Consider the following 12,128-nt stretch of genomic DNA (forward strand, 5'->3'; position numbering starts at 1 on the left):
TCGCCAATCGCCGGTTGTCGCCGGCACGGCCATACTCTGCCCATCACAACCCGGAGCAGCATCCCCATGGCCCACCCCAACGCCGAACTGATCGACCGCTTCTACCAGGCCTTCCAGCGCCAGGACGCCGAGGCCATGGCCGCCTGCTACGCCGACGACGTGGTGTTTTCCGACCCGGTGTTCCGCGATCTGCAGGGCCGCGACGCCGGCGACATGTGGCGCATGCTCTGTGCCCGCGCCAAGGATTTCTCCCTGACCTACGAGGTGCTGGAGGCCGACGACCGGCAAGGCCGCGCGCGCTGGGTGGCGACCTACCTGTTCAGCCAGACCGGGCGCATGGTGGAAAACCATATCGAGGCCAGCTTCCGTTTCCAGGGTGGCAGGATCGTCGAGCACCGCGACCGCTTCGACCTGTGGCGCTGGTCGCGCCAGGCGCTCGGCGCCAAGGGCCTGCTGCTGGGCTGGCTGGCCCCGGTGCAGGGCGCCATCCGCAAGCAGGCGATGGCCGGCCTGCGCGCCTGGCAGGCCAGCCGCTGACGACGTAAGCTCGGCAGCCCCACCGCGAGCCACCGAGTCATGACCGCCATTCCCGCCAAACCCTGGTTCGTCTACCTGGTCCGTGCCGAGAGCGGTGCGCTCTACTGCGGCATCAGCGACGACCCGCAGCGGCGCTTCGAACAGCACTGCAGCGGCAAGGGGGCGCGCTTCTTCCATGCCAGCCCGGCGCGTGCGCTGGTCTACGTCGAGGCGTGCGCCGACAAAGGCGCTGCGCTGCGCCGGGAGATCGCCATCAAGCGCCTGAAGAAGGCGGCCAAGGAAGCGCTGATAGTCGTCTCGCCGGGGTAGGCCCCGGCACCGGCTGCGGCTAAGCTGCGGCCTCCAATTCCAACAATCAGCGGAGTCCCGCCATGTCCGAACTGATCCTGCACCACTACGATGCCTCGCCCTTCGCCGAGAAGGCCCGCCTGATGCTGGGCTTCAAGCAGCTGTCGTGGCGCTCGGTGGACATCCCGCGGGTCATGCCCAAGCCGGACCTGACCGCGCTCACCGGCGGCTACCGCAAGACTCCGGTGCTGCAGGTCGGCGCCGACATCTACTGCGACACCGCGCTGATCGCCCGCCGCCTGGAGGCGGAGAAGGCTACCCCGGCGCTGTTCCCGGAGGGCCAGGAGTTCACCGTGGCGAGCTTCGCCCTGTGGGCCGATGCGGTGGTGTTCCAGCATGCCGTGGCGCTGGTGTTCCAGCCGGCCTCCATCGCCGTGCGCATGGGCAAGCTGCCGCCGGCCGCCCAGCAGGCGTTCGCCGCCGACCGCGCCGCGCTGTTCTCCGGCGGCACCGCCAGCCGCCTGCCGCTGGAACAGGCCAAGCTGCAATGGCCGACTCTGATGGCGCGCCTGGAGCAGCAATTGTCCCGCGAGGAGGGCGACTTCCTGTTCGGCGAGCCCTCGGTGGCGGACTTCGCCCTGGCCCATTCGCTGTGGTTCCTCAAGGCCACCCACGTCACCGCGCCGCTGGTCGACGACTACCCGGCGGTGGCCGCCTGGCTGGGCCGGGTGCTCGGCTTCGGTCATGGCGCGTCCAGCGCCCTGAGCGCCGAGGAGGCCATCGCCATCGCCCGTGAAGCGACGCCGGCGGCGCTGCCGGAGGGGGATGCCAGCGCGTCGCTGGGGCTGGCACTGGGCCAGTCGGTGAAGGTCGCGGCTACCGACTACGGCGTCGATCCGGTGGCAGGCGAATTGGCCGGCGTGACGGACGAGTCGATCATCCTGCGCCGCGAGGACGAGCGCGCGGGGACGGTCCACGTGCATTTCCCGCGCTTCGGCTTCCGCATCGAGGCCGTCCAATAGCCTGCGCGATTCTGCTCCTGTGGGAGCGGCCTCGGCCGCGAACTTCGCGGCCAAGGCCGCTCCCACAGGTGTAACGACAGGGCAACAGGTGCTAGCGCAGCGCGGCCTTGATCCCTGCCGGGTCGTAGCCGCGCACCACCGTGTTGCCGATGGTCAGCAGCGGCACGCCGCGGCCGTCCAGCGCCTCGTAGGCGCGGCGGCCCTCGCTGGATTTCTCGATGTCGATCTCGGTGTAGGGGATGCCCTGCTCGGCGAGGAAGGAGCGGGTCTTGGCGCAGTAGCCGCACCAGGCGGTGGCGTACAGCACCACGCCGGCTTCGGCCGCCGCCACCTGCGGGGTCGGCCTCAGGCCGAGGAAGGTCTCGATGCGGTCCCAGTGCTGCCAGGCGGCGAGCACCGCCAGCAGCACGAATATCCGTTTGCCCATGTCACTCCTTGCGACGCTTGAGTTGGTCCTTGAGCTGGGTCGGTACCTGGCGAATGATCAGCATGTCGCGCGCCTCATCGTACTCGATCTTCGAGCCCAGCAGATGGGCCTCGAAGCTGATCGACAGGCCCTCGGCGCGGCCGGTGAAGCGGCGGAACTGGCTGAGGGTGCGCTTGTCCGCGGGAAATTCCGGCGCCATGCCGTAGTCCTTGTTGCGGATGTGCTCGAAGAAGGCGCGTGGGCGATCCTCATCGATCAGCCCGGACAGCTCGTCCAGGGTGATCGGCTCGCCCAGCTTGGCCTGGCTGGTGGCGTAGTCGACCAGCGTCTCGGTCTTGGCGCGAGCCTGCTCCTCGGCCATGTCCTCGCTCTCGACGAAATCGCTGAAGGCCTTGAGCAGGGTGCGCGTCTCGCTCGGCGCGTCCACGCCTTCCTGGCAGCCGATGAAATCGCGGAAGTAGTCCGAGACCTTCTTGCCGTTCTTGCCGCGGATGAACGAGATGTACTGCTTGGAGTGGGCGTTGTTGCGCCACTCGGAGATGTTGATGCGCGCCGCCAGGTGCAGCTGGCCGAGGTCCAGATGCTTGGCTGGCGCCACGTCCAGCGCCTCGGTCACCGCCACGCCCTCGCTGTGGTGCAGCAGGGCGATGGCCAGGTAGTCGGTCATGCCCTGCTGGTAGTGGGCGAACAGCACGTGGCCACCGGTGGACAGGTTGGACTCCTCCATCAGCTTCTGCAGCTGCTCCACCGCCTGGCGGCTGAACGCGGTGAAGTCCTGCTCGTCGTCCAGGTAGGCCTTCAGCCAGCCGCTGAACGGGTAGGCGCCGGACTCCTCGTGGAACAGGCCCCAGGCCTTGCCCTGCTTGGCGTTGTAGCTCTCGTTGAGATCGGCCAGCAGGTTCTCCATGGCCGGCGAGGCGGCCAGCTCCGAGTCGCGGGCGTGGAGCACGGCCGGCGAGCCGTCGGGCTTCTTGTCGATCAGGTGGACGATGCAGTGGCGGATCGGCATGGCGGGCGTCTTCGGGCTGTGGAAAGGAGAGCGGGCAGAGTCTACCCGACATCGCCGCGCCGGTGGGGTAGTGCTGGCGATGTGCTGGCATCTTGAGGGGTTATGCGTCGATCAGTCGTCATTTTCAGGAAATCGCACATCTGCCGCTTCGCTTGCCGAAAAAACGCCGTCTACCGTCTTCTCGTCCACACGACGCAGTAAGGGACGGCACGCGCGGCGCCACAAGCGCTCGCGCATCCATCTGCTCCAAACATGGATTGGAGAACCCCCATGCACTTCAACAAGAAACCTCACCTGTTGTTGGCTTCTCTCCTGGCCGGCGTGTCCGCGCCGGCCCTGGCCACCGAGGCCCGCGACCTGGGCTCGCTGTTCGACAAGCTCTGGAGCCCCACGCGGCTCGGCCCGCTGGAATGCCGCTACGGCCAGATCAACGCCACGCCGCTGTTGCTGCCGCGTTGCATGCAGGCCGAGCGAACGGAACAGCACCTGCAGATGCTCCACGACATCGCCCTGGCCAACGGCGGCAACCGCGCCGCCGGCCTGCCGGGCTACCAGGGCTCAATCGACTACGTGAAGCAGACCCTCGAGCGCGCCGGCTACCAGGTGCGCCTGCAGGCCTTCCCGTTCAGCGCCTTCTACCCGCAGGGCCCGGGCCAGCTGCAGGCCGTGGCGCCGACCCCGGCGCAGTACGAGTGGGAGGTGGACTTCACCTACCTGTCGCAGACCGAAGCGGGCGACGTCACCGCCGCCGCCGTGCCGGTGGACATCGCCCTGGGCGACGGCAACACCTCCACCAGCGGCTGCGAGGCCGAGGATTTCGCCGGTTTCCCGGCCGGCGCCATCGCCCTGCTGCAACGCGGCGCCTGCGACTTCGCGACGAAGGCGCAGAACGCCGCCGACGCCGGCGCGACCGGCGTGGTGCTGTTCAACCAGGGCGACACCGAGGACCGCAAGGGCCTGATCAGCGCCACCCTGGGCGACGCCTATGCCGGCGGCATCCCGGTGCTGTTCGCCACCTACGAGGTGGGCGTGGCCCTGGCGCAGACCGCCGACGTACAGGTGCGGGTGGTGGCGGACGTGACGCGCAAGCGCACCGAGACCCACAACCTGATCGCCGAGACCCGCCACGGCAACCCGGGCAACGTGGTGATGGCCGGCGCGCATCTGGACTCGGTGTACGAGGGCGCGGGCATCAACGACAACGGCTCGGGCAGCGCCGCGCTGCTGGAGTTGGCGCTGCAACTGAGCAAAGCCCGGCCGACCAACCGCCTGCGCTTCGCCTGGTGGGGCGCGGAGGAGTCCGGCCTGGTCGGCTCGACCTACTACGTCAGCCAGCTGCCGGCGGAGGAGAAGGCGAAGATCAAGGCGTACCTCAACTTCGACATGATCGCCTCGCCGAACTTCGCCTACTTCGTGTATGACGGTGACGGCTCCGCCTTCGGCCTGGAAGGCCCGCCCGGCTCGGCCGCCCTCGAGAAGCTGTTCGAGGAGTACTACAAGCTGCGTGGCTTGCCGTTCGAGGGCGACGAGATCACCTTCCGCTCGGACTACGCGCAGTTCTTCACCGACGGTATCGCCTTCGGCGGCCTGTTCACCGGCGCCGAGGTGCTGAAGACCGAGGAGCAGGCGGCGCGCTACGGCGGCACCGCCGGCATCGCGCTCGACCCCTGCTACCACGCGGCCTGCGATGACCTGAACAACATCGACCGGCGCGCATTGGAAGTGAACGGCGACGCCATGGCCTTCGTCACCAGCTGGCTGTCGCTGTCGACCCGGGTGGTCGACGACGAGATCGCCGCCAGCCAGCCGACCGGCCCGAGCCTGAAGCGCGCGGCCAGGGCCTACGACATCACCCACTGGGGCAAGCACTGGATCAAGTGAGCCCCGCTTGAAGGAGAAAGGCCCTGCCGGTACGTCCGGTGGGGCCTTTTTCTGTTACGTGTTGGTGGCGCAATCATGCTTTGTGTGGGAGTGGCTGGGCGGCATTCCAATTGGCCGCGACATTCGCGGCCAAGGCCGCTCCCACGAGGAGTGCAACAACTAACGTGGACATGGCCACTAAAAAGGCTATGTACCCGTTACATGTTGCAGACGCTACAGCTGCCCTGCGGAAGCGGCCTGCCTGGGAGCCGGTAGGGTGGTCGGGTCGCAGGCCATCCCCCATCAGCGTGATCGGCCCTACGCGTTGCGCGGTCAAGCCCCTCTATCTGAACACTGCAGCTGCCTACCCCTGGATTATTCCCCTTCGGGCCAGCGCAAGCGCTGTTCAGCGATAAAGCTGCTGTCCCGCCTGCGCGGGAATGACGGTTTCAGAAGAAACTCCACCCCTACCACGTCATCCCCGCGCAGGCGGGGATCCAGAATGGCTCAGGGCACTACAACATCTAACGGGGACATAGCCTTTTCATGGCGAAGCAAATCCGCGTAGCGGCAGAAAGTATCTGAACACTCGGCAGTCGGCTGGAAACTCAAACATCAGCCCAACACCGCCCCCGGATTTCATCCGGGCTACCCGTTGCCAATTTATCGGTGCGCACGGCGCACCCTACGCCGCCATGTCTCATGTCGCCTGCGCCCTGCGCTGCTGCACCGAGCGCAGGCGCTCGATCATGTAGCGCAGGTGCATGTGCAGCTCGTACAGCTCGTTGGAATAGGACAGCGGCACCTCGACCCGCGCCAGCTCGTCTTCCAGCTTCTCCAGCCGCGCGATCTCGGCGCCGATGTCGTCGTCGAGCTTGCCCTTGTACAACTGCTGGTCGATCTCGCGCAGGTGCTTGTACCAGCGGTAGATGCGCGCGCGGATGCGCCACTGGTAGATCGGCCCGACCGCCTTGAACAGCGGGAAAAGCAGCACCAGCAGCGGGATGGCGAGGATGATGTAGCGGTCGGCCAGCGAGGCGATGCGGAACGGCACGTAGCGCTGCAGGATCGGCAGGCCCTTGTCGTAGTAGTAGTCCGCCTCCGCCAGGGTGGCCAGCGAGCGCGGCGGGCGCTGCGGGTAGCTGCCGGCCGGGTCGAGCAGGCTGCCGTTCTTCAGCACCTCGCGGGCGGCCTCCAGGATCAGCGGAGTGAGCGACGGGTGGAAGTTCTCGCCGGCCACCAGGGTGGCGACCGGGCCGAGGGTGACGATGTCGCGTTCGGGGGTGTTCTGCGCCATGTCGAGCATGCCTTCGCCCACCTCCAGCCGGCTCAGGTAGGGCAGGCGCGCCAGGTAGGCCTCGGTGCGGCGCAGGCTGACCAGTTGCAGGCGCGGCTCGCGGGCCAGGCGCTGGATCAGGGTGTTCTCCGCCGGGCCGACGAAGAAGGCGGCGTCCAGCTCACCGGCCAGCAGGGCGTCGGCGGCGCGGCTGCCGCCCAGCGGCTGCCAGCCTTTCGGGTACTGCGCCGGCTCGATACGGTTGGTGGCGAACAGGGCGGCGGTCACCGCCTGGGTGCCGCTGTCCTCGGCACCGATGGCCAGGCGCAGCTTGGTCAGGTCGGCTAGGCGCTCGAACTTCACATTGCGGCTGGTGAACAGCCACAGCGGCTCGCGGTAGACCACGCCGAGCCCGGCCAGGCGTTCGCGCACTGCGTCGTCCAGGGTCAGCTCCTGGCCGCTCTGCACCAGCGCCAGTTCCACCTGGCCGTCGACCAGCCGGGCGAGGTTGTCGCGCGAGCCGCGGCTGTTGACCAGCTCCAGCTCGAAGCCCTGTCGGGCCAGTTCCTCGCGCAGGCGCTCGGCGAAGGCGTGGTAGCCGCCGCTGGCGGCACCGGTGGCCATGCGCGCGTGCATCGGCGGCGGCGGGGCGACGAAGTAGAACAGGGCGCCGACCAGGGCGGCCAGCACCGGCACGATCCACAGGTTGGCGAGGAGGAGGATTTTCAGGTCGCGGAGGATGCGGCGCATGGGGCTTCCTTTCGGCGGGCTCGCTGCAAGGATAGAACCCCTGGCGCGCTCAGGTCATCCCGTGCGGGGTGCCATGATCCTGGAAGGTGCGCATGGCGCACCCTACGTCAGCGATCTCTGCGTCAGGCGCAGGCGGTCGAGCAGCAGCAACAGGCCGACCAGGCCCAGGGCGTACAGCGCCTCGACGCCGAGCATCGCCAGCACCGCCGCGCAGAGCAGGGTGCTGAACGCCGCGAGCAGGCGCCAGGCGCCGCGCAGCAGCACTGCGCCGGCGGCCATGCTGAGCAGGTAGACAACCACGAAGTTGCCGTTGGCGTAGCGGATCAGGTCGTCCACCGAGAGCTGCAGCAGGGTCGTCAGGCTGGCGCACAGGGCGCAGATCACGACCACCAGCAGCAGGGCGCGGGCCGGCACGCCGTGGCGGTTGAGGGTGCCCAGCGGGGCGGGCAGCTTGCCCTCGTCGGCCAGGCTCCAGATCAGCCGGGCGAAGCCCTGCATGTAGACGTTCATCGAGGCGAAGCAGGCCAGGTAGCCGATCGCCGCCACCAGGGTGCGCGCCTCGCCGCCGAGCAGCTGGTCCATCAGCCGCGGCAGCGAGGCGGCGTCGCTGTGCACGTCGCCGTAGACGTGGAAGCTCAGCACCGCCACCGAGAAGGCCCAGTACACCAGGCCGGCCAGCAGCACGCCGAGCAGCAGGGCCAGGGGGAAGTCGCGCTGCGGGTTGCGGAATTCCTCGCCCAGGTGGGTGAACGCCTCGATGCCGACGAAGCACCAGAACATCACGCCCAGCGCCGCCGGGATCAGCGTCCAGTTGTCGCCCAGGGCCGGCAGCAGCGGCTGGTGCGCCAGCGGCAGGTCGCCGACCCACCAGACCAGGGCAACGGTGCCGAGGATGGCCAGGGCGATCAGCCCCTGCACTAGGCCGCTGGCGCGCGCCGGGCGCTGGCCGAGCAGGAGCATGGCGCCGAGGGTGGCGAACTGGATCAGCAGGGCCTCGCCCCGGTTCACCGGCAGCACCGCCTGCCAGAAACCGGTGGCGATGTTCAGCGCCGCCGGCAGGCCGACCGGCAGCACGGCGAGGAACAGGAAGGCGATCAGCCGCTCGGCGCGCGGGCCGAAGGCGCGGCCGATCAGGTGCGGCGCGCCGCCGGCGTGGGGGAAGCGGCGGCCGAGCTGGGCGAAGGTGAAGGCCACCGGCAGCACCAGGGCGATGAGGATCAGCCAGGCCCACAGCGAGGCCTCGCCGGCGGCGGTGGCGGCCAGCGCCGGCACCACGAAGATGCCGGTGCCCAGCAGCGAGGTGCTGAGCAGCGCGACGCCCTGCAGCAGGCCCAGTTCCTTGTTCAGGCGGCTCATGAGGTATTCTTGCTCCCTTCTTCTATCCCGCCATGTTAAGCCGGCTCCCGCGGCCAGGTTGCCGCCAGTGCATGGCAAAGTGACGGATTCCGCCGTCAAACTGCGAGAGCCACCGTGGACAAGTTCGACCGCCAGATCATCGCCCTCCTGCGTCAGGACGCGCGCACCTCCGTCAGCCAGATCGCCCGCGAGGTGAGCCTGTCGCGCTCGGCGGTGAGTGAGCGCATCCGCCAGCTGGAGCAGGACGGGGTGATCCGCGGCTACCACGCCCAGGTGGCCGACCCGGCGAGCGGCGGGGTGAAGGCCTTCCTCGAACTCTTCTATCAGAACAGCCGCTGCCAGGAGTACGTCGACCGCATGCGTGCGTTCCCGGAAATCCGCCAGTGCTGCGGCATCAGCGGCGAGACCGACATGCTGGTGCAGGTGGAGGCGGCGAGCATGGCGCGCCTGGCCGAGATTCGCGGGGTGATCGAGGGTTTCCCCGGCATCCAGCGGGTGAAGACGCACATGGTGGTCAGCGAGTGGGCGATGTGACCTGGGCGAGGTCGACGGGCTAGCGTTGCGCCGCTTCTTCCTCTGAGAGCGTGTACTTGCCCGCCTGCAGGTCCTGGAAGTAGCGGTCGTAGCGGCCGCTGTCGCGGAACGCCTGCAGGCGCTGGTTGAAGCGCTGCAGCAGCGCCTGGCTGCCGGCCAGGCGCTTGGGCAGCATCAGGTAGCTGCGGTTGACCAGCAGTGGCCGCGGGTGGTGGGTGATGCGGGCGCGCTCGGCGGGGGTGAAGTGGCGGGCCAGGGCGGCGTAGCCGACGTTCATCTCCTGCGGGTAGAGCACCACCCGCTCCTTGAGCAGCTTGTCGAAATTCTGCTGGTCGCTGGAGACGCGCTCCATCTTCACCGTGCCCTTGGCCAGGAAGGCGTCGAACGCGGGGCCGTAGCTGTATTCCAGGCCGCCGCCCAGGGTCATGCCGGCGAGGTCGTCGAAGCGGTGCCAGTCGAACGGCTGCGACTTCAGGTGGAAGAACACGAACTGCTCGTCCAGCAGCGGCGCGCTGAACAGGAAGTCCGCCTCGCGCTCGCCCTTGTGCATCCACACCCCGGTGGCGTCGAACTTGCCGGCGGCGGTGGCCGAGTAGGCGCGCGGCCAGGGCAGGAAGCGGAAGCTGACGCGGTAGCCTTCCTCGGCGAACAGGTCGCTGATGATGTGGGCGATCACGCCGTTGTGGCGCAGTTCGCTGGACAGGTAGGGCGGCCAGTCGCCGACGCTGATCTGCAGCTCGCGCGGCTCCGCCCGGAGGGCCAGGCACCAGGACAGGCAGCAGAAGGTCAGCAGGATTTTCCAGCGCATGGGGATTTCCCGGCTCCCGGAGGCTGTTACCCCGTAAGCATAGTCAGGTCGACGGCGTGGCGGCTACCGCGTTCAAGCGGGGGCGGCCAGCCAGGCGCGGCGCGCGGCCGTGTCGTGGAAGGTCCAGGCGACGAAGCGGCTCTGCTTGTTGCCCTGGGCCATGTCGACCTGGCGCACGGCGTGGGCGCCGGCCTGGCGTAGCGCCGCCTGCAGCGCGGGCAGATTGCCGGCCTTGGACACCAGGCTGCTGAACCACAGCACCTGGCCGGCCACCGCCGCGCTCTCGCGGGCCATGCGCCGCAGAAAGGCCACTTCGCCGCCCTCGCACCACAGCTCGTTGCTCTGCCCGCCGAAGTTGAGCACCGGCAGCTTGCGCTTCGGGTCGAGCCGGCCGAGATTCTTCCACTTGCGCGTGCTGCCGCTGCGCGCCTCGTCGGCCGATGCGTGGAAGGGCGGGTTGCACAGGGTCAGGGCGAAGCGCTCGTCGGCTGCCAGCAGGCCCTGGAAGATATGTTTCGGCTCGCTCTGCCGACGCAGTTCGATGACGCCTTCCAGGCCGTTGGCACGGACGATGGCGCGGGCCGAATCGAGGGCCACCGGGTCGATGTCCGAACCGACGAAGCGCCAGCCGTAGTCGGCCTGGCCGAGCAGCGGGTAGATGCAGTTGGCGCCTGTGCCCACGTCCAGCGCGCGTACCTCGGCGCCGCGCGGCGGGGCGCCGTCTTGGTCCTCGGCCAGCAGGTCGGCCAGGCCGTGCAGGTAGTCGGCGCGTCCGGGAATCGGCGGGCACAGGTAGCCCGGCGGGATGTCCCAGTGGCGGATGCCGTAGAGCTGGCGCAGCAACGCACGGTTGAACACCTTGACCGCGTCCGGGTTGGCGAAGTCGATGCTCTGCTTGCCGTAGGGGTTGAGGATGACGAATTCGGCCAACTCGGGGCTGGCGGCGATCAGACTCGGGAAGTCGTAGCGGCCCTGGTGGCGGTTGCGCGGATGCACCTGGCCCTTGGGGGCGGGTGTCGCGGCGCGGGGCGGAGTCTTCTGGCGCATGGCGGGCGGTTCGGCGGGAAAGGCGCGCATTGTCCCACAGGCGGTGTGGGCGCGGGTGGCGACTCGCGGAGTTTTGACCCGGCGGGCTCACCCCTGCAAACACACCTGTGGGAGCGGCCTTGGCCGCGATAGAGCCGGCACAAAGCTTCGCGGCCAAGGCCGCTCCCACAAGAGCAAGAGCAGCAAGAGCAAATGGCGTGGGCTACAGGTTGCGGTGCTCCAGCAGCCGCCGCGCCGCTTCCTGGCCGCTGAGCCAGGCGCCTTCGACCCGGCCGGACAGGCACCAGTCGCCGCACACGTACAGGCCCAGGTCGGCGTCGGCCAGGGCGCCCCACTCGTGGGCGCCGGCCGGCCGGGCGTAGAGCCAGCGGTGGGCCAGGGCGAAGGCCGGGGCAGGCAGGGCGCAGCCGATCAGCTCGGCGAAGGCGCCGTGCAGGCGTTCGATCACCGCGTCCTTGGGCAGGTCCAGGTGCTGCCGGCTCCAGGCGCTGGTGGCGTGCAGCACCCAGGTGTCGAAGCTGCCGTCGCGGCCCGGCTTGCTGCGGTTGCGGGCCAGCCAGTCGAGCGCGCCGCCCTGCACGAAGCAGGCTTCGACGCGGGTCTCCAGCGGCGTGGCGAAGCCCAGGGCGACCGCCCAGGTCGGCTCCATGATCACGCTGGCGGCGGCTCCGGCCAGCTTGGGCGCGGCGGCCAGCAGGTTGGTCGCCTGCGGCGCCGGGGTGGCGACCAGCACGGCGCTGTAGGGGCCGTGGCCGTTGCCCTCGGCGTCCTGCAGGCTCCAGTGCTGCTCGCCGCGAAACACCTCCGTGATACGGCAGGAGAAATGCACCGGCAGGGCGCCGAGCAGGGCGCGGCTGATGGCGCTCATGCGCGGCGTGCCGACCCAGCGCACCTGTTCGTCGGGGGAGGGCAGCAGGCCGTTCTGGTTGTAGTGGTAGAGCTGCGGGTCCCACTCGGCGACCCAGCCGCGCGCCTGCCACTGCTGCACCACCTCGACGAAGCGGCGGTCGCGGGCAGTGAAGTACTGGGCGCCCAGGTCCAGCGAGCCGGCGTCGCTGCGCTTGCTGGCCATGCGTCCGCCGCTGCCGCGGCTCTTGTCGAACAGCTCGACCTCCAGCCCTGCGGCGTGCAGGGCCTGGGCGGCGGAGAGCCCCGCCAGGCCGGTACCGATTATCGCGATGGGTGCATTCATCATGAGCCTCGTTTCCCACGCC

At 69.1% G+C, this 12,128-nt stretch carries 12 protein-coding genes; 5 read left to right on the forward strand and 7 right to left on the reverse strand.

Going from position 1 to position 12,128, the window contains the following annotated elements:
* Positions 1–66: 66 nt before the first annotated feature.
* The 3 genes from N7640_RS01430 (at position 67) to N7640_RS01440 (ending at position 1,847) form a co-directional block, all read left to right on the forward strand.
* Positions 67–537, forward strand: coding sequence for a nuclear transport factor 2 family protein (locus N7640_RS01430; protein ID WP_279904658.1), 471 nt, complete (start codon positions 67–69; stop codon positions 535–537).
* Positions 538–576: 39 nt separating this feature from the next.
* Complete coding sequence (locus N7640_RS01435) at positions 577–846, forward strand: GIY-YIG nuclease family protein (protein WP_279904659.1); 270 nt, start codon at positions 577–579, stop codon at positions 844–846.
* Between the two features lie 62 nt (positions 847–908).
* Positions 909–1,847: a glutathione S-transferase family protein gene (locus N7640_RS01440; RefSeq protein WP_279904660.1), complete on the forward strand. Its 939-nt coding sequence runs from the start codon at positions 909–911 to the stop codon at positions 1,845–1,847.
* 91 nt (positions 1,848–1,938) lie between these two features.
* On the opposite strand, the gene N7640_RS01445 is transcribed toward N7640_RS01440, so the two are convergent.
* A complete protein-coding gene (locus tag N7640_RS01445) occupies positions 1,939–2,274 on the reverse strand; it encodes a glutaredoxin family protein (RefSeq protein ID WP_279904661.1) in 336 nt (111 codons plus the stop codon).
* Position 2,275: 1 nt separating this feature from the next.
* Positions 2,276–3,283, reverse strand: coding sequence for a nucleoid-associated protein YejK (gene yejK, locus N7640_RS01450; RefSeq protein ID WP_279904663.1), 1,008 nt, complete (start codon positions 3,281–3,283; stop codon positions 2,276–2,278).
* Between the two features lie 270 nt (positions 3,284–3,553).
* On the opposite strand from yejK, the gene N7640_RS01455 reads away from it, so the two are divergent.
* Positions 3,554–5,164 (forward strand): M28 family metallopeptidase, encoded by a 1,611-nt coding sequence (locus N7640_RS01455; protein WP_279904664.1) that lies wholly within the window; start codon positions 3,554–3,556, stop codon positions 5,162–5,164.
* 679 nt (positions 5,165–5,843) lie between these two features.
* Here the strand turns inward: N7640_RS01455 and N7640_RS01460 are convergent.
* Entirely contained in the window at positions 5,844–7,169 is a 1,326-nt protein-coding gene (locus N7640_RS01460) for a TAXI family TRAP transporter solute-binding subunit (protein WP_279904665.1), read from the reverse strand.
* 102 nt (positions 7,170–7,271) lie between these two features.
* Entirely contained in the window at positions 7,272–8,525 is a 1,254-nt protein-coding gene (gene yjeH, locus N7640_RS01465; RefSeq protein ID WP_279904666.1) for an L-methionine/branched-chain amino acid transporter, read from the reverse strand.
* 114 nt (positions 8,526–8,639) lie between these two features.
* On the opposite strand from yjeH, the gene N7640_RS01470 reads away from it, so the two are divergent.
* Positions 8,640–9,059: an Lrp/AsnC family transcriptional regulator gene (locus N7640_RS01470; protein WP_347815594.1), complete on the forward strand. Its 420-nt coding sequence runs from the start codon at positions 8,640–8,642 to the stop codon at positions 9,057–9,059.
* A 19-nt stretch (positions 9,060–9,078) separates the two neighbouring features.
* On the opposite strand, the gene N7640_RS01475 is transcribed toward N7640_RS01470, so the two are convergent.
* The 3 genes from N7640_RS01475 to N7640_RS01485 form a co-directional block, all read right to left on the reverse strand.
* Positions 9,079–9,867, reverse strand: coding sequence for a transporter substrate-binding domain-containing protein (locus tag N7640_RS01475; protein WP_279904667.1), 789 nt, complete (start codon positions 9,865–9,867; stop codon positions 9,079–9,081).
* Positions 9,868–9,939: 72 nt separating this feature from the next.
* Positions 9,940–10,914, reverse strand: a complete 975-nt coding sequence (rlmF, locus tag N7640_RS01480) for a 23S rRNA (adenine(1618)-N(6))-methyltransferase RlmF (protein WP_279904668.1) — start codon at positions 10,912–10,914, stop codon at positions 9,940–9,942.
* A 202-nt stretch (positions 10,915–11,116) separates the two neighbouring features.
* A complete protein-coding gene (locus N7640_RS01485) occupies positions 11,117–12,106 on the reverse strand; it encodes an FAD-dependent oxidoreductase (RefSeq protein WP_279904669.1) in 990 nt (329 codons plus the stop codon).
* Positions 12,107–12,128 lie beyond the last annotated feature (22 nt).

This window comes from Pseudomonas sp. GD04015 (assembly GCF_029837675.1).
Taxonomy (GTDB): domain Bacteria; phylum Pseudomonadota; class Gammaproteobacteria; order Pseudomonadales; family Pseudomonadaceae; genus Aquipseudomonas; species Aquipseudomonas paralcaligenes.